This window comes from Agrococcus sp. ARC_14 (assembly GCF_022436485.1).
In the GTDB taxonomy this organism is placed as follows: domain Bacteria; phylum Actinomycetota; class Actinomycetes; order Actinomycetales; family Microbacteriaceae; genus Agrococcus.
Map to the genome: position 1 here is coordinate 129,903 of NZ_JAKUDO010000003.1, position 16,783 is coordinate 146,685.

The following is a 16,783-nucleotide window of genomic DNA, read 5'->3' on the forward strand; positions in this document are numbered from 1 at the left end:
AGCCGTCGGTGCTCGCAGCCGAGGCTCGCTAGCGTGGAGGCTCACACCCGAGGGAGACCCATGGGCCTGTTCACACCCAAGCGACCGATCGAGATCGCTGAGCGACCCCTCCGCGCCCCCTGGTCGCTGTGGGCCGACACGTTCGGCCGGCTCGCGACGCGCGCGCTGCAGATCATCCTGGTGCTCATCGTCGTCGCCGGCATGGTCTTCGCGATGACGCAGCTCACCGTCGTCATCATCCCCGTGATGCTCGCGCTCATCCTCGCGGCCGCCTTCGCGCCCGTGATGGGGTGGATGCGTCGCCGGGGCGTGCCGTCGGTGCTCGCGACCGTCCTCGCGCTGCTGGCGATCGTGGTCGTGCTCGGTGGTGTCGTGTGGCTCATCGTCAACGCGGTGCGCGATCAGTTCGGCGAGCTCGTCGATCAAGCGAGCGAGGGATTCGACCGGGTCGTCGAATGGGTCACGACTCTGCCGTTCGCCCCAACGGACGACCAGATCACCGGAGCGCGCGACGCCGTGGTCGAGTTCCTGACGAGCGCGCAGTTCGGCTCCGGTGCGCTGGCGGGCGTGAGCGCCGCCGCGAGCTTCGTCACGGGGCTCGTGCTGATGGTCGTCGTGCTGTTCTTCTTCCTCAAGGACGGACCTCGCATCTGGGAGTTCCTGCTGCGCCCCTTCGAGGGCGAGCCCTACGCGCGCGCCAAGCGCATCGGCGGCAAGACCGTCGAGACGCTCGGCGGGTACGTGCGCGGCACCGCCACCGTCGCGTTCGTGGATGCCGTCGGCATCGGCGTCGTGCTCTGGATCATGCAGGTGCCGCTCGCGCTGCCGCTCGCCGTGCTCGTGTTCCTGCTCGCGTTCATCCCGCTGGTCGGCGCCACCGTCGCCGGAGCACTCGCGACGCTCGTCGCGCTCGTCGCCAACGACTGGATCTCTGCGCTGATCGTCCTGGGCGCCGTCATCGTCGTGAATCAGCTCGAGGGCAACTTCCTGCAACCGGTGGTCATGGGCCGCTCGCTCAAGCTGCACGCCCTCGTCATCCTCATCGCCCTGACCGTGGGCACCGTGCTCGGCGGCATCGTCGGCGCGGTGCTCTCGGTGCCGATCGCCGCGGTGGCGTGGGGCATCACGCAGGTGTGGGATGGCGACGACCGGCCGGCCCGCATGTTCCGGCAGAAGCGGCCGGAGATCGCGTAGCCGATCGATCTCTGCAACTGCAGCTGCAGCTGCAGCCGCAGCCTCGATCAGGCGGCCGCGGGCCTGCGGACGCGACTGAGCGCGATGAGCACGAGGCTGATCGCGATGCCCGCGAAGAGCACCCAGGGCAGCGAGCCTGGGCCGAGCGTGTCGAAGGCGATGGCACCCAGCAGCGCGCCGCCGCCGATGCCGGTGTTGAAGCCCGTCGTGTACCAGGCCATGGCCGGCTGCAGCAGTCGCTCTGGCGTCGCCTCGAGCAGCCGCGTCTGCAGCAGCGGCGGCAGCGCGCCCATCGCGAGGCCCCACACCAGCACGGCCGCGAACGTCAACGGCAGCACCGTCGACACCGCGAGCACCAGCATCGTCAGCAGCATCACGATCATGCAGGCGACCACGCCCGCGAGCGGGCGCCCGCCGAGCCAGATGGTGAGCGCGAGCACGGCGATGGCGCCCATCACCCCGTAGGCGAGCAGTGCGGGGCTGAGCCACTCCTCCGGCAGCTGCGCATGCTGCACGAGGAACGGCGAGATGAACGTGTAGAAGGCGTACTGACCGGTCATCGCCAGGGTGGTCGAGATGACCGCGACCACCATGCCGCTCATGGACACGCGCGGGTGATCGACGGGCAGCGCGAGCGACCCCGTCTCGGTCGTGGCGACATCCTTCAGGTGGTCGACGGCCGGCAGCACCCGCCAGACGGCGATGGCCGCGAGCAGGCAGGCGACGCCGAACACGGCGAAGGCCCAGCGCCAGCCGACGGCCTGGCCGAGCAGCGTCGCCAGCGGCAGGCCAAGCACGAAGGCGAGCGAGCCGCCTGCGCTCGTGATGGCGACCGCGCGTCCCAGCTGCGCCGGCGGCACGAGGTAGGCGGCGTAGGCGCCCACCACCGTCCAGAAGACGCCGTGCGCGAGCCCGCCGATGATGCGCATCGCGATGATCCACTCATAGGTGGGCACGATCGCCGTCGCCAGGCACGAGGCGGTGAAGATCAGCAGCACGCCGATCACGAGCGCGTGCCTCGGCAGCCGACGGGTGAGGCGGATGAGCGTGGTCGACGACGCGACGACGGTGAAGGCGAAGACCGACACGAGCAGGCCGATCGCGCTCTCCGAGACGCCGAGGTCGCGGCTCATCGGCAGCACGAGGCCCATCGGCAGCATCTCGATCGAGATGTTGACGAAGATCGAGAGCGCGAGCACGAGCAGCGCCGCCATCGGGAAGGGCTTCGTGGCGGGTTCGGGGGATGCGGTGGGCTCTGACATGGTGCGCAGATGAGCCTAGTCCGGGCGGTCGCCGCCCTAGGATCGAGCCATGCTGACTCCGGATGACGTCGTGCACAGGCGGTTCACCACCACGCGCTTCGGCCAGGGCTACGACCAGGACGAGGTCGACGCCTACCTCGACGAGATCACGGTCACGCTGCGCGGGCACCTCGAGGGTGACGCGGCGGCGATCAATCTGCTCGCCGACGACATCGGTGGGGCGCAGTTCACCACCACGCGATTCCGCGACGGCTACGCGATCAGCGAGGTCGACGACTTCCTCGACGAGGCCGCCGCCGCCCTGCGCGCCCACGAAGCGCGGAGCTGAACTCCGTGGCGATCTAGACTCGACCGGGTGAGCAACCACTGGATCCTGTCGTTCGTCTGCGACGATCGACCGGGCATCGTGCACGCGATCTCGGGCGCGATCGTCGACTGCGGCGGCAACATCACCGAGTCGCAGCAGTTCTCCTCCGCGGACACCGACCGCTTCTTCATGCGGCTGCAGGTCGAGGCTGACGCCGAGCGGGGCGACTTCGAGGCCCGGCTGGCGCCGATCGTCGAGCGGTACGCCATGCAGTGGCAGCTCGATGACGTGGGCCGCCCGCTCAAGGCCCTGGTGCTGGTGTCGAAGGCCGCGCACTGCCTCAACGACATGCTCTTCCGCCAGCGCGCCGGCCAGCTCTCGGTCGACATCCCGCTCGTCATGTCGAACCATCCGGAGCTCGGCTCGCTCGCCGCCTTCTACGACGTGCCCTTCGAGCACCTGCAGGTCACGGATGCGGCCACGAAGGCCGCGTTCGAGCGTCGCGTCCTCGAGGTGGTCGAGGCCGAGGGCATCGAGCTCGTGGTGCTCGCGCGCTACATGCAGATCCTGTCGCCGGAGCTCTGCGCGGCGCTCGAGGGCCGCCTCATCAACATCCACCACTCCTTCCTCCCCGGGTTCAAGGGCGCCAACCCCTACCGCCAGGCGCATGCGCGCGGCGTGAAGCTCATCGGCGCCACCGCGCACTTCGTCACGAGCGATCTCGACGAGGGCCCGATCATCGAGCAGAACGTCGTGCGCGTCGACCACGCGCACTCCCCCGCGCAGCTCGTCGCGATCGGTCAGGACGAGGAGTCGCGCACGCTCTCGCGCGCCGTGCAGTGGATCGCCGAGGATCGCGTGCTGCTCGACGGCCAGCGCACCATCATCTTCCGCTGAGCGACGCCGGGTTCACCGGCAGTTCACCCGTGCTGCGGCGTGCCGTCGCCTGCGAGGGCTAGCGTGTGGCTCGTCCCTGCACCCCAACGGAGTGGAATCCATGCGCGCACGCACCCTGCTCGGCACCTCGACGGTCGCCGCGCTCGCCCTGACGGGCATCATCGCCTCCCCGGCCATGGCCGCCGAGCACCCCGTGATCAACGAGTTCTCGGCCGACGTCGATGGCACCGACACCGACGTCGAGTTCGTCGAGCTGCTCGGCTCGCCCGGCGATGATCTGAGCGGTCACAGCATCGTGATCGTCGAGGGCGACAGCAACACCAATCAGGGCCGGATCATCCGCGTCGACGCGGCCCCCGCGCTCGACGCGGGCGGCCGCGGCGTGCTGCGCTACCCGCTCAACGGCATCCAGAACGGCTCGGCCTCGATCCTGCTGGTCGAGGGCACGGCGACAAACGGCCAGGTCGTCGACGCCGACCGCGACGGCACGATCGACGTCGGCGTCGCCTTCACGCTCGTCGACGCGGTCGGCGTGACCGACGGCGACACCGGCGACCTCGGCTACGGCACCGTCCTCGAGCCCGACTTCGACGGCGACACCCGCACGGTGGGCGGCGCGAGCCGGCTGCCGGATGGCGCCGACACCGACGCGCCCGCCGACTGGGTGCGCAACGCCTTCAACGGCGCCGGCGTTCGCGGCGGCAGTCCCGCAGCCGGCGAGGCGTGGAACACCCCGGGCGAGGCCAACCGCGTCTTCGAGGACGACGGCGAGGAGGAGCCGCCCACCGAGACCGAGTGCATCGCCGAGGGCATCACGCTGATCGGCGCCGTCCAGGGCAACGGGGACGCGACCCCGATCAGCACGCCCGTCACCGTCGAGGGCGTCGTCACCGGCGACTTCCAGACCGGCGGATTCGACGGCTTCACGCTGCAGGACGCGGGCGACGGCGACCCTGCCACGAGCGACGGCCTGTTCGTCTACGCGCCGAACGCCGTCGACGTCGCCGAGGGCGATCTCGTGCAGGTCACCGGCACGCCCAGCGAGCACTACGGCATGACGCAGATCGCGAACGGCGCGGTCGCCGACTGCGGCGAGGGTGCACTGCCCGCGCCGGTCGAGGTGAGCCTGCCCATCGCCGACCACGAGCCGTTCGAGAACATGCTCGTGACGCTGCCGCAGTCGCTCTCGATCCTCGAGTACTTCAACTACGGCCGCTACGGCCAGGTGGTCGTCGGCACCGAGCGACAGATGCAGCCGACTGCCGTCGCAGCGCCCGGCTCGGCCGAGGCTGCAGCAGTGCGCGAGGCGAACGCCGCCGGCCGCATCACGATCGACGACGCGCGCTCCTCGCAGAACCCCGACCCCGCCATCCACCCTGGCAACCTCGCCGAGTTCACGCTGCAGAACACCTTCCGCGGCGGCGACACCATCACCGGCATCACGGGCGTGCTCGACTGGCGCTTCGACACCTGGGCGATCCAGCCCACCGAGGCCGGCGCGTACGCGGCCGTGAACGAGCGCCAGGCTGCGCCGGAGATCGAGGGCGCCACGCTCGAGGTCGCCTCGTTCAACGTGCTGAACTACTTCACCACGCTCGGCAGCCGCGGCGCGCAGACGCCCGCGGAGCTCGAACGCCAGGAGGCGAAGATCGTCACCGCCATCAACGAGCTCGACTCGGCCGTCGTCGGACTGCTCGAGATCGAGAACAACGACGGCGCCGCGCTCGACACGCTCGTGGCAGCGCTCAACGAGGCGGCCGGCGACCAGCGCTGGGCCGGCATCGACACCGGCACGATCGGCACCGACGAGATCACGACGGCGCTCATCTACCAGCCGGCGCTCGTGTCGCCGGAGGGCGCGCACGCCGTGCTCGACTCCTCGGTCGACCCGCGCTTCGACACCAGCGCGAACCGGCCTGCGCTCGCGCAGTCGTTCCGCGACCTCGCGACCGGCGGCTCCCTCACGGTCGCCGTCAACCACCTGAAGTCGAAGGGCTCGGCATGCGAGGGCGACTCCGGTGAGCCCGAGCAGGGCAACTGCAACGAAGTGCGCACGCAGGCCGCAGCGGCACTCGCCGACTGGCTCGCGACCGACCCGACGGGCGTCGAGACCGATGGCTCGCTCATCATCGGCGACCTGAACGCCTACGACCACGAGGATCCCATCACGACCCTCGAGGCCGCGGGCTGGAGCGACCTGCTCAAACTGCACCAGGGCGAGGAGGCGTACACCTACGTCTTCGACGGACAGCTCGGCTACCTCGACTACGGCCTCGCCGACGCCGAGATGCTGCCGCACGTCGTGGGCGCTGCCGCCTGGCACGCGAACTCCGACGAGGCGAGCCTCATCGACTACACGATGGAGTTCAAGCAGGATGCGCAGGATGCGCTGTGGGCGCCCGACGCCTACCGTGCGAGCGACCACGACGCGGTCGTGATCGGCATCGCGTTCGAGACTGCGCAGCCCGGCTGCGGCCACCCGGTGTTCGGCGACGACCACCCGGTGCACGGCGACGACCACCCGGGCCAGGGCTTCTGCAACGGCAACGGCGGCGGGAACGGGAACGGGAACGGGAACGGGAACGGCAACGGCAACGGCGGAGACAAGCCCGGCAAGCGGCGCTGACACCACCGGAGCAGCATCGGGCGGGGCTCGGCCAACTGGCCGGGCCCCGCCCGCCGTCTAGGCTGGCGGCATGGTCGAGACGAGCCTGCTGCTGACCGCCGATCGCGCGTTCGTCGAGGGCGTGCTGGTGCCGGATGCCTGGCTGCAGACCGAGGGCGGCATCATCACCGCGGTCGGCCAAGGCACGCCGCCGGGCACCCCCGACCTGTCGCTGACGGGCGCCACGCTCGTGCCCGGCTTCGTCGACCTGCACTGCCACGGCGCGCTGGGCTCCGCCTTCGACGACGAGTCGCCCGAGTGGGATCGCGTCGGCGCCTTCCGCACCGCGCACGGGTCGACGCGGCAGGTGGTCTCGCTCGTGACCGCGCCGCTCGAGCAGCTGCTGCCGCGCGTCGCCGCGGCCGCAGCCAGGTGCGCCGTCGACGACGCGCTGCTGGGCGTGCACCTCGAGGGCCCCTTCCTGGCCGACAGCCACCGCGGCGCGCATGACGCGAGCGCACTGCAGGCACCGACGCCGGATGCCGTCGAGCGACTGCTCGAGGCGGGCGACGGCCGCATCCTCCAGATCACCATCGCGCCCGAGCAGCCCGGCGCCCTCGACGCGATCGGCAGCTTCACGGATGCCGGCGTGCTCGTCGCGGTCGGGCACACCGGCGCCGATGCCGCGACGGTGCGCGCCGCCTTCGACGCCGGTGCCACGGTGCTGACCCACGCGTGCAACGGCATGCCCCCGATGCACCACCGCGCGCCCGGCCCGCTCGCGGCCGCGCTGCTCGACGAGCGGGTGACGCTCGAGGCGATCGCCGACGGCGAGCACGTGGCGCCCGAGATGCTCGCGCTGCTGCTGCAGGCGGCGCCCGGCCGCATCGCCCTCGTCACCGACGCCATGGCTGCCGCCGGCATGGCCGATGGCGACTACCGCATCGGCTCGCTCGACGTGCGCGTCGAGCAGGGCCTCCCGCGCCTGGCCGATGGCGGCGCGATCGCCGGCTCCACCCTCACCCTCGACCGCGCCATCCGCGTGCTGGTCGCGGCGGGCGTGCCGCTGGAGGCCGCGCTCGACGCCGCCACCAGGGCACCGGCGGATGCGGTGGCGCGCCCCGATCTCGGGCGCATCCAGCTGGGTGCACGGGCCGATCTCGTGGCGCTCGACCAGCGGCTCGAGCCGGTCGCCGTGTGGCGCGACGGCCTGCAGCACTGACGCCCTGAGGCGTCAGTCGGCCACCTCGGCGTCCTCCTCCGCGACGACATCCCAGCTGCCGAGCCGCGTGAGCCCTGCCGACTGCGCGAGCGCCACGGAGGCGAGGTTGTCGAGCTGGCAGCGATACTGCGGCTCGTAGCCGAGGCCCAGCGCATGCGCGCTCATCGCGCGCACCGTCTGCCGCGCGATCCCCTGCCCGCGGAACCGCGGCAGTGTGAGCACGCCCAGGTCTGCGAGCGCGCTGCCCGCCCACGGGTACATGCTCGCCGCGCACGCGAGCTCGTCGCCGACGAAGGCGCCGAACACGAGCCAGTGGTCGAGCTCGACGTAGGCGTCGTCGAGGTCACCCTCGCTCGCCTCGCCCTCGAAGGCAGCGAATGCCTCGGCGTCGCCCTCGGTGAGCTGGCGGATGTGCGGGGGCACGGATTCCCGCAGCAGCGGTTCGTGCTCCTCCGCCGGGAGGAAGAAGAGGTGGTCCGCGCCGTGCAGCCGCACCGTTGCGCCGGCGAGCGCCGCCGCGAGCGCAGGGCGGTCGAGCTCGCTTCCGTCGGCGAGATCCAGCGCGGCAGCCATCTCGGTGGTCAGCGCGACGACCCCTGCGCCGTCAACGGGCTCGAGCACCGACAGTCGGCGCTCGTGCGACAGCGCATCGTCGACCACGACTCGGAGCGTGCCGCTCGCGCGCGGTGCCGCCGCTGCGGGCAGGTGCGGGAGCCAGTGCTCAGTGACAGTGCTGGAGTGCATGGAGGCTTCCGATCCGGGTTGCTGCGGCGTACCGCGCCGCGCATGGCCGCGCCGGAAGCGCAGCCTTGCAGACTAGCTGAGCGGGGCTCTGACGCGCACAGGGCAGTGCGTGCCGGAGCGGCTCAGCCCAGCAGGCAGCGGCGGCGCGCGCGCTTCGGTCTCGTGACGCGTGCGGCTGCGCCGCTCGCTCCTCGACCTGCGGACTACTGGAAGTCGCGCGACCCGCGGCTCGGCACCTCGAAGCGCTCGAGCCGATCGGCCAGCAGCGCGATCACGCCCTCCTCGGTGCGCTGCAGCATGCCGCGCACGATGAGCGCCGGCGCGTGCCTGGCGACCTGCTTCTGGTTGAGCCACAGGCCCTTCGAGACGATCACGTTCAGCATCCCCGTCTCGTCCTCGAGGTTCATGAAGGTGACGCCCTGCGCCGTGCGCGGCCGCTGCCGATGCGTGACGACGCCCGCCGAGTGCACGCGCCTGCCGGGCTCCGCCTCGGCGAGCGCCGCGATCGGCAGCACCCCGCGCGCGTCGAGCATCGCCCGCGCGTGCCGCACCGGATGGTCGTCGGTCGCGACGCCGGTCGACCAGATGTCGAGCGCCACCTGCTCCTCTGCGCTCAGCATCGGCAGCAGCGGCGGCTGCAGGCTCACCTGCGTGCCCTCCAGCTGATCCTCGCGCTCGGTGGCGGCCGGCCCCGCAAGCCACAGCCCCTCGCGGCGGCTGACGCCCAGCCCGTCGAGTGCCCCGGCGGTCGCGAGCGCCTCGAGCTCGCCGCGGTCGAGGTCGGCGCGGCGGGCGAGGTCGTGGATGTCGCGCAGCGGCTGCGCGCCGCGGGCGGCGACGATGCGCTCGGCCGCAGCGCTGCCGATGCCGCTCACGCCCGCGAGCCCCATCCGCACGGCGAGTCCCGCGTCGCGGCGGTGCCGCTCGCGCATCGCGAGCGTCTCCGTCGCCCGTGCCGGCACCGCCGGCTGCTCGTGCGCCATGCACGCGTCATCGCCCGCCGGCCACTCCGCGCGGTCCGTCAACCGGCCTGCTGGTCCCCCAGCCGTCTCAGCGCCCCGACCGACCGCCTGACCGGTTGACGGACGGGCCTCGAGCCCCGCGTCGACGCCCGAGCGCACCACGTCGGGCCGCAGCGTCTCCACGCCGTGCCTGGTCGCATCCGCCACCAGTGTCTGCGCCGACCAGAACCCCATCGGCTGGCTGCGCAGCAGGCCCGCGAGGAACGCCGCCGGGTAGTGCAGCTTCAGCCAGGATGAGGCGTAGACGAGCTTGGCGAAGGCGAGCGAGTGCGACTCGGCGAAGCCGAAGCCCGCGAAGGCCTCGATCTTGCGGTAGATCGCCTCGGCCATCTCGGGCTCGATGCCGTTCGCCGCCATGCCGACGAAGAGCTTCGCCTTGAGCGCCGCGATCTTCTCCTTCGAGCGCTTCGAGCCGATCGCGCGCCGCAGCTGGTCGGCCTCGCCCGCGTCGAAGCCGCCGACCGCGACCGACATCTGCATGAGCTGCTCCTGGAAGAGCGGGATCCCGAGGGTGCGCTCGAGCACCGGCTCGAGCAGCGGGTGCGCGTAGGTGATCGGCTCCTGTCCGCTGCGACGGCGGAGGTACGGATGCACGGCGTCACCCTGGATGGGGCCGGGCCGGATGAGCGCGATCTCGATCACCAGGTCATAGAACGAGCGGGGCTTCAGCCTCGGCAGGGTGGCGAGCTGCGCGCGCGACTCGACCTGGAAGACGCCCACCGCATCCCCCTCGCAGAGCATGTCGTAGACGCCCGGCTCCTCGAGCGGGATGGTCGCGAGCGTCCACTCCTCGCCCGTGTGCTCGGTCGCGAGCGCCATGGTGTGCGACATGGCGCTGAGCATGCCGAGGCCCAGCAGGTCGAACTTCACCAGCCCCATCCACTCGCAGTCGTCCTTGTCCCACTGCAGCACCGTGCGGTCCTTCATGCGCGCGGGCTCGATCGGGCAGACCGTGCCGACCGGCTGCTCGGTGAGCACCATGCCGCCGGAGTGGATGCCGAGATGGCGCGGCGCGTGCAGGAACTCGCCGGCGAGCAGCGCGACCGGCTCGGGGATCCCGTCGGTCTCGGGCTTCGAGTAGGACTCCACCGACTTCGACCAGGCGTTCTGCTGGCCGACGGCATAGCCGAGCGCCTTCGCGGCATCGCGCACCGCCGACTTCGGGCGGTAGGTGATGACGTTGGCGACCTGCGCGGCATTGCGGCGGCCGTAGCGCTCGTAGACGTGCTGGATGACCTCCTCGCGACGGTCGGCGTCGAAGTCGATGTCGATGTCGGGCTCCTCCTCGCGCATCATCGAGATGAAGCGCTCGAAGGGCAGCCGGTAGCGGATGGGGTCGACGGCGGTGATGCCGAGGATGAAGCAGACGGCGCTCGCCACCGCACTGCCGCGGCCCTGGCAGAGGATGCCGCGGCCGTGCGCGAACTCGGCGATCTCGAAGACGATGAGGAAGTAGCCGGCGAAGCCCTTCTCGTCGATGAGGTGCAGCTCGTGGTCGATCCTCGCCTGCACCTCCGCGCTCGGGCGGGCGGCCCCGGCGGGATCGAGCACCGTGTCGTAGACGCGCGGCAATCGCTCGGCGACGAGCACCCGCAGCCAGCTCATGGGCGTGTGGCCCTGTGGCACCTCGGTCTTCGGCAGCTGCGGCGAGGCGGCGCGCAGGTCGAAGGCGAGCTCGCGGCCGAGCGCTGCCGCGGTGTCGATCGCGCCGGGGAAGGCGCGGAAGCGGCGGGCCATGACAGCGCCGCTGCGCAGCGAGGGCACGCCCCCGGCCGGCAGCCAGGCGTCGAGCTCGTCGATGGAGCGGCGGGCGCGCACGGCCGCGACGGCGTCACCGAGCTGCTGCCGCGCCGGGTTGGCGATGTGCGCGTTCGTGGTGGCGATCACCGGCAGCCGGCGCTGCTCGGCGAGCTCGGCCAGCACCCGGTTGCGCTCGAAGTCGCGCGGGTCGCCGATGTCGCTGAGCTCCACAGCGACGCGGTCGCGGCCGAACAGCGACGTGAGCCGGTCGAGCTCGTGACCGGCGGCATCCGCCCCGTCTGCGTTGGCGCCGAAGCGGTCGAGCGCCTGGCGGACGGTGCCCTTGCGGCAACCAGAGAGGATGAGCCACTCGCCGTGCGCGGCCTCTGCGAGCCGGTCGAGCTCGAAGATCGGCCTGCCCTTCTCGCCCGGGCCGTGGATGTCGCTCGTGAGGTAGCCGTCGGTGAGCGCGGAGGCGAGCGCCGAGTAGCCGGCCGGCCCGGTCGCGAGCGCGATCAGGTGGCTGCCGTCAGGGTCGGGGATGCCGTTCTGCGGCGTCTCGAGGCCGAGCGTGAACTCGGTGCCGAAGACGGTCGGCAGCTGCGCCTCGGCTGCGGCCTCGGCGAAGCGCACCGCCCCGTAGAGCCCGTCGTGGTCGACGAGCGCGAGCGCCTCGAGGCCCAGCCTGCGCGCCTCGTTGACGAGCTCTGCAGGGCTCGAGGCGCCGTCGAGGAACGAGTAGTGCGAGTGCGCGTGCAGCTCGGCGTAGGGCGTCGCCTGCTCGGGCGCGGGCACGCGGATGCGCTGCCTGCGAGCCTCGTCGAGCTCGGTCGCGTGCCCAGCGGTCTTGCCAGCGCCCACGTCGCGGTCGCTGAGGATGCCCTCGAGCTCGCGCCACGGCATCGCCGGGTTGTTCCAGCCGGCCATCGCTCACCTCCTCCCCTCTGCGCTCGTTCTTTCAACCGGTCTGACGGTGGTCCGACGGGATTATTCCGTCGGCGCACCCCAGGACCGGTTGACGGACAAGCGCTTGGCTACGCATAGCGCCCCTCCGCGAGCCATGCGCCGTCGGCGTGCAGCAGCACCCACGCCTCTCCCTCGCCGTCGAGGATCTGCACGCGGTGCACCGTGTCGCCGAGCTCGCGCCTGCGGATGGGCCACGGCCCCGCCCAGGCCACCACCCGGCGGCGGTGCGCGGCGGGCGGTGAGAAGACGGCGGGGGATGCCTCGCGCACGTCGAGCGCTTGCGGCTCGACCGGGAGCCCCTCGGCGTCGGTGAGCAGCGCCGGCAGCGGCGGGCGGAAGACGACCGTCGGCCGCGGGGCCGGCAGCGCACCCGGCCACGGCCCCGCCGGCTGGATCGGCGCCGCATCGCCCCAGGGTGTGAGCACGCCGCGCTCGGCCAGCAGCCTGCCGCCGCCGGTCGCCGCCGTCAGCACGGCCTCGCGGCCGAGCATGCTCTGCAGCCGCTCGAGCGCGTGCTTCGTGCGGTCGTCGATGCCGCCGCCGCCCCACAGGCCCGGCATGTGCTCGGTGTCGGCGTCGAGTCGCTCGGGCAGCGCCTGCACCTCGACCAGCGCGGAACCGAGCTCGCTCTCGCTGAGCTGCCAGCGCATCCGATCGACGATGTCGCTCGCGCGTAGGAAGCCCGGCTGTCGCCAGAGCCGCTCGCTCACGCGGCCCTCCTCGCCACGCAGCATGATGCGGATCTCGCTGCACACCAGCCGCTGCTCCGCCAGCTGCCGCACGAAGCGGTCGACCGGCTCTCGCACCGCGAGCGCCAGCTCTGCCACGCCCTCGATGCCTGGCTCGAAGACGAGCCGCAGCACCCGCTCCTCGCCGAGCCCCGCCTCGTCGACGCGACGGTCGTCGAGACCGCGGGCGCGGGCGAGCGAGACGAGCCCTGCGGCGCCGAAGCGGTCACGGATGCTGTCATCCGGCAGCTGCGCGAAGCCGCCGAGCGTGTGCACGCCGAGGCGGTGGAGCATGCTCGGCAGCTCGTCGCCGCCGAGCACCCCGACCGGCAGCGGGGCGAGGAACTCGCTGCTGCGACCCACGGGCACGATCGTCTCGGCAGCAGTCCTCGTCGCAACGGCGGTCGCCGGCGTCGCCGCATCAGCCCCGGCGGCCACCGCGAGCTCTGCCGTGAAGCGGTCGTCGGCGACACCGAACGCCGCGGTGAACCCGAGCGACTCGAGCGCATCCCGCACCGCCCCGATCGCGCGCGACTCGGAGCCATAGAACCTGCTCGCCCCGCGCATCCGGAACGCCAGCGCGCCATCACCGATGGCCTGCGCCGCCGGCACGACCGCGAGCACCGCGCGCACGACCCGCTCGAATGCGAGCGCCTCCCCCACCGGGTCGGCCTGCGCGAGCGCGAGCAGGGGCGACGCGGACTGCGCATCGCGCACACGCATGCCCACCCGCACGCCGTCGGCACGCGCCCCCTCGTCGCAGGCGACGATGCGCAGCGCGTGCACGATCGCACCGGGCGAGCCGACCTCGCCACCCGCGGGCAGCGCCCCGGTCTGGCGCGCGACGACGACCGACCAGTCGGGCACGCGCAGCACGCCGATGCGGCTGTCGCGCCGCCGTGCGCTGCGCTCGATCGTCTCGCCGGTCATCCTGCAATGATCGAACACACGTTCGAACAGAGTCAAGTGGATGCGGTGTGTCGCGTCGCGGAGGGCCATCCAAGCCTCGGTGGGCCACAGGTTGGCTCTGGCGCCTCGATCTAGGTGGCGGCTTGTCTCGCACCTGAGCCGGTCAGCCGGTGGACTGCGGCGCGCGCCGCGGCAGCGCGCTCTGCAGTCGAGCTGGCGCCGTGCGCGACGAGTCCCGCTGGCGAGAGCTGCCACGCCTGCGCGATCGCGTAGATCAGCATCAGCACGTCCGCTGGGCGAAGCTCGCCCTGCTCTGGAAGGTGCATGGCCGACACCTTCTGGGCGTACACGTCGAGTGGCTCCGTCGTGGCCTGAGGCCGTTCAAGCTGTGCCCACATGCTGATGCGCAGCGCCCGCGGGTCGCGATCGTGGAACTCGACGAGCTCGGCGGCCCAGGCCGGCAGATCATCGGGTCGCGGGGGCACGGCCTCAGCCATGGCGCTGACCACATGCTCGAAGCTCGCATCGAACAGCGGGCTCTTGCCGCCGAAGTAGGCGTAGATCATCCGAACATTCGAGCCCGCCGCCGCGGCGATCCGGTCCACGCGAGCCCCTGCGAAACCCACCCGCGCGAACTCATCGCACGCGGCTGACAGCAGCCGTGCGCGCGTCGCTTCGGCGTCTCGTGCCATCGGGCAGCTCCTTGCGTCGTGTCGTTCCCCATCCTAGAGTAGAAGTAAATGATTACTTACTTAGGAGGATCGATGCTGCAAGAGGCAGCCCAAGCATTGGCGATCACACCGGCGTCGTCGGCTCGCGAACGCACGGTGGACATCACGACGATCGGAGCGCGGTCGGGTCGGGCTCGGCGGATCGAGATCTGGTTCTACCGAGCGTTCGGCGAGATCTACCTCACGACCACACCGGCGCGACGCGACTGGTTCGCGAACATCGTCGCCAACCCGCGCTTCACCATCCACCTCAAACACGGACTGCGCGCAGACCTCGCCGCCTCTGGCGAGGCGATCACCGACGAGTCGACGAGGCGGCGAGTGTTCGCCAGCATCATCGACGACCTCAATCAGCCCAGCAACCCCGCAGGCCTGCCGCAGCCGGTCGCGCCGCTCGCGGCATGGCTCGCCGGCAGCCCACTGGTCCACGTCACGTTCGAGGAGACCACCCATGACCGCTGACCGCATCGCCATCGTCACCGGATCCGCCCGCGGCCTCGGTCTCGCCGCCGCCGTCGCGCTGGCGAAGCGCGGCACACGCATCGTCATCACCTACCGCGGGGAGCCGAGCAGAGCGGACGGAGCGCTCGACGCCGTCGCCGTCGCGGGTTCCGAGGCAATCGCCCTGCAGCTCGACGTCGCGGACGTCGACTCCATCCAGCAGTTCGCGCACGCTCTGCCGGCCGCGCTCGAGGCGAGGTGGGGGAAGCGTGAGGTCGACGTGCTCGTGAACAATGCCGGTGTTGGTCGCTGGGGAGCTGTCGGCGAGATCGCACCCGACGACCTCGACGCGCTCCTCGACATCAACGTCAAGGGCACGATCCTGCTCACGCAGGCCGTCGTGCCGCACCTCGTGGACGGCGGCAGCATCATCAGCATCTCGTCCATGCTCACCCGCCGCGTCACCGTCGGCTCCGCGGCCTACGCCGCTTCGAAGGCAGCGATCGAAACATTCGCTCTCGGCCTCGCGCTGGAGCTCGGCCCACGCCGCATCCGCGTCAACACCATCGCCCCGGGACCCACCGCCACGGATTTCAACGGCGGCGCCATGCGCGATGACGACGGCATGCGCGACTTCCTCGCAGCCAACACCGCGATGGGACGCGTTGGCGAGCCCGAGGACATTGGAGAGGCCATCGCCACACTTGCGACCGACGGCGCTGCGTGGATCACCGCGCAGCGGATCGAGGCATCCGGCGGCGCGCTCATCTAAGAACGGTCGCTCCAGAGGCCCCGAAAGCGTGCTCTCGTGCCTCCACGTCCCGCTTCATGATGGGCCCCATGGCCATTGCCCCTCATGCTCAACCAGATCCAGTAGGTGAGTGTGCCGTGGCTGCTCTCGCGAACGAGGGAAGCCATGCGGAAGTGCGGGACGCGCATCACGCGCCCCGCACTCCCAGCGGATCACCGCATCGTGCGCACGCGACGTGCGCCGAGCAGCAGCCCTCCAAGTGCCATCAGCACGAGTGCCACCGGCAGGATCCAGGACTGCTCCGAGCCCGTCTGCGGCAGCATGGCGCCGGCGTCACCGGATGCGTTCGCACCCGCGTCGGTCGGACCGTCGGCCGGGCGATCGATCACCGGGCCGTCGGCCTTGCCGTCGTCGCCCGGGTCACCGGGCTCTCCGGGGGTGCCGGGGTCACCAGGCTCACCAGGCGTGCCCGGGTCACCAGGCGTGCCCGGGTCACCAGGCGTGCCCGGGTCACCAGGGTCACCGGGGTCACTGGGGTCGCCCGGGTCACCAGGGTCGCCCGGGTCACCAGGGTCACCAGGGTCACCAGGGTCACCAGGGTCACCAGGGTCACCAGGGTCGCCCGGGTCACCAGGGTCGCCCGGGTCACCGGGGTCGCCCGGGTCACCAGGGTCACCAGGGTCACCAGGGTCACCCGGGTCACCGGGGCCGCCAGGGTCGCCAGGCCCAGCTGCCGTCGTGCAGGCGCCAGTCGATGCGTCGCCGAGCAGGCCGACCGCGTTGCAGCCGACCGCCACGGGCACCTGCACCCCGATGTTGCCGAGAAGCCCCCCGAGCAGACCGTCGTCACCGGAGGTCGAACCACCGGATCCGCCGGTCGCCGAGGACTCGACCGTCGAGCCCTCGCTGGTCGCATCCCCGACCACGCCGATGGCGTTGCCGCCGACAGCGACGGGCACTGCGGCGTCGATGACCGCCTGGACGCCGCCGAGCAGGCCGTCGTCACCAGAGGTCGCCGGGCCATCTGAACCGCCCGATCCCGCCGTCGCCGACGTGGTCGCACCATCACTGGTCGCGTCACCGAGGACACCGACAGCATTGCCGCCAGCAGCGACCGGCACCGCAGCGTCGATCACAGGGGGCTGCTGCACGAGTAGGTGACAGTTTCGGTTAGGCCGCAAGGGCCAGGTTCTTGGTCATGATGGTCTCGTACTCGACGGGCGTCAAACGGCCAAGGCGTGGCTGCCGGCGGCGTCGGTGGTAG

At 71.7% G+C, this 16,783-nt stretch carries 13 protein-coding genes; 7 read left to right on the forward strand and 6 right to left on the reverse strand.

What is annotated here, in order from left to right; all coding sequences use genetic code 11:
- The first annotated feature begins 60 nt into the window (after positions 1 to 60).
- Positions 61 to 1,194, forward strand: a complete 1,134-nt coding sequence (locus tag MKD51_RS15905; RefSeq protein ID WP_240241467.1) for an AI-2E family transporter — start codon at positions 61 to 63, stop codon at positions 1,192 to 1,194.
- A 47-nt stretch (positions 1,195 to 1,241) separates the two neighbouring features.
- Here MKD51_RS15905 and MKD51_RS15910 read toward each other — a convergent pair whose 3' ends face one another.
- The gene (locus MKD51_RS15910; protein ID WP_240241468.1) at positions 1,242 to 2,456 is read right to left on the reverse strand and encodes an MFS transporter; all 1,215 of its coding nucleotides are present in this window, start codon (positions 2,454 to 2,456) and stop codon (positions 1,242 to 1,244) included.
- 49 nt (positions 2,457 to 2,505) lie between these two features.
- On the opposite strand from MKD51_RS15910, the gene MKD51_RS16410 reads away from it, so the two are divergent.
- The 4 genes from MKD51_RS16410 to MKD51_RS15935 all read left to right on the forward strand — a co-directional run bounded on the left by MKD51_RS16410 (position 2,506) and on the right by MKD51_RS15935 (position 7,487).
- A complete protein-coding gene (locus MKD51_RS16410; protein ID WP_346986737.1) occupies positions 2,506 to 2,784 on the forward strand; it encodes a DivIVA domain-containing protein in 279 nt (92 codons plus the stop codon).
- A 27-nt stretch (positions 2,785 to 2,811) separates the two neighbouring features.
- Positions 2,812 to 3,660 carry a formyltetrahydrofolate deformylase gene (gene purU / locus MKD51_RS15925; RefSeq protein ID WP_240241469.1) on the forward strand — a complete coding sequence of 283 codons (849 nt, stop codon included), beginning with the start codon at positions 2,812 to 2,814 and terminating at the stop codon, positions 3,658 to 3,660.
- Between the two features lie 100 nt (positions 3,661 to 3,760).
- Positions 3,761 to 6,286 (forward strand): ExeM/NucH family extracellular endonuclease, encoded by a 2,526-nt coding sequence (locus MKD51_RS15930; protein ID WP_240241470.1) that lies wholly within the window; start codon positions 3,761 to 3,763, stop codon positions 6,284 to 6,286.
- A gap of 70 nt (positions 6,287 to 6,356) precedes the next feature.
- Positions 6,357 to 7,487, forward strand: coding sequence for an amidohydrolase family protein (locus MKD51_RS15935; RefSeq protein WP_240241471.1), 1,131 nt, complete (start codon positions 6,357 to 6,359; stop codon positions 7,485 to 7,487).
- 12 nt (positions 7,488 to 7,499) lie between these two features.
- Here the strand turns inward: MKD51_RS15935 and MKD51_RS15940 are convergent, their stop codons facing one another.
- The 4 genes from MKD51_RS15940 to MKD51_RS15955 all read right to left on the reverse strand — a co-directional run bounded on the left by MKD51_RS15940 (position 7,500) and on the right by MKD51_RS15955 (position 14,288).
- Positions 7,500 to 8,231: a GNAT family N-acetyltransferase gene (locus tag MKD51_RS15940; RefSeq protein ID WP_240241472.1), complete on the reverse strand. Its 732-nt coding sequence runs from the start codon at positions 8,229 to 8,231 to the stop codon at positions 7,500 to 7,502.
- Between the two features lie 203 nt (positions 8,232 to 8,434).
- A complete protein-coding gene (locus MKD51_RS15945; RefSeq protein ID WP_240241473.1) occupies positions 8,435 to 11,920 on the reverse strand; it encodes an error-prone DNA polymerase in 3,486 nt (1,161 codons plus the stop codon).
- A gap of 107 nt (positions 11,921 to 12,027) precedes the next feature.
- Positions 12,028 to 13,617, reverse strand: coding sequence for a DNA polymerase Y family protein (locus MKD51_RS15950; protein ID WP_240241474.1), 1,590 nt, complete (start codon positions 13,615 to 13,617; stop codon positions 12,028 to 12,030).
- 110 nt (positions 13,618 to 13,727) lie between these two features.
- A complete protein-coding gene (locus MKD51_RS15955) occupies positions 13,728 to 14,288 on the reverse strand; it encodes a TetR family transcriptional regulator (RefSeq protein WP_277604043.1) in 561 nt (186 codons plus the stop codon).
- A 72-nt stretch (positions 14,289 to 14,360) separates the two neighbouring features.
- Here MKD51_RS15955 and MKD51_RS15965 point away from each other — a divergent pair, with 72 nt between their 5' ends.
- Together MKD51_RS15965 and MKD51_RS15970 are read left to right on the forward strand one after the other, a co-directional pair.
- Positions 14,361 to 14,789: a nitroreductase/quinone reductase family protein gene (locus MKD51_RS15965; protein WP_240241475.1), complete on the forward strand. Its 429-nt coding sequence runs from the start codon at positions 14,361 to 14,363 to the stop codon at positions 14,787 to 14,789.
- Positions 14,779 to 15,540: an SDR family oxidoreductase gene (locus tag MKD51_RS15970; protein ID WP_240241476.1), complete on the forward strand. Its 762-nt coding sequence runs from the start codon at positions 14,779 to 14,781 to the stop codon at positions 15,538 to 15,540. Before MKD51_RS15965 ends, MKD51_RS15970 begins: the two co-directional genes overlap by 11 nt.
- A 191-nt stretch (positions 15,541 to 15,731) precedes the next feature.
- On the opposite strand, the gene MKD51_RS16415 is transcribed toward MKD51_RS15970, so the two are convergent.
- Positions 15,732 to 16,655 carry an LPXTG cell wall anchor domain-containing protein gene (locus MKD51_RS16415; protein ID WP_240241477.1) on the reverse strand — a complete coding sequence of 308 codons (924 nt, stop codon included), beginning with the start codon at positions 16,653 to 16,655 and terminating at the stop codon, positions 15,732 to 15,734.
- Positions 16,656 to 16,783: the final 128 nt, after the last annotated feature.

Bases quoted from the DNA above. Each gene is read 5' to 3' on its own strand.
- MKD51_RS15905 (WP_240241467.1), top strand. From the start codon at position 61: ATGGGCCTGTTCACACCCAAGCGACCGATCGAGATCGCTGAGCGACCC.
- MKD51_RS15910 (WP_240241468.1), bottom strand. From the start codon at position 2,456: ATGTCAGAGCCCACCGCATCCCCCGAACCCGCCACGAAGCCCTTCCCG.
- MKD51_RS16410 (WP_346986737.1), top strand. From the start codon at position 2,506: ATGCTGACTCCGGATGACGTCGTGCACAGGCGGTTCACCACCACGCGC.
- MKD51_RS15930 (WP_240241470.1), top strand. From the start codon at position 3,761: ATGCGCGCACGCACCCTGCTCGGCACCTCGACGGTCGCCGCGCTCGCC.
- MKD51_RS15935 (WP_240241471.1), top strand. From the start codon at position 6,357: ATGGTCGAGACGAGCCTGCTGCTGACCGCCGATCGCGCGTTCGTCGAG.
- MKD51_RS15940 (WP_240241472.1), bottom strand. From the start codon at position 8,231: ATGCACTCCAGCACTGTCACTGAGCACTGGCTCCCGCACCTGCCCGCA.
- MKD51_RS15945 (WP_240241473.1), bottom strand. From the start codon at position 11,920: ATGGCCGGCTGGAACAACCCGGCGATGCCGTGGCGCGAGCTCGAGGGC.
- MKD51_RS15950 (WP_240241474.1), bottom strand. From the start codon at position 13,617: ATGACCGGCGAGACGATCGAGCGCAGCGCACGGCGGCGCGACAGCCGC.
- MKD51_RS15955 (WP_277604043.1), bottom strand. From the start codon at position 14,288: ATGGCACGAGACGCCGAAGCGACGCGCGCACGGCTGCTGTCAGCCGCG.
- MKD51_RS15965 (WP_240241475.1), top strand. From the start codon at position 14,361: ATGCTGCAAGAGGCAGCCCAAGCATTGGCGATCACACCGGCGTCGTCG.
- MKD51_RS15970 (WP_240241476.1), top strand. From the start codon at position 14,779: ATGACCGCTGACCGCATCGCCATCGTCACCGGATCCGCCCGCGGCCTC.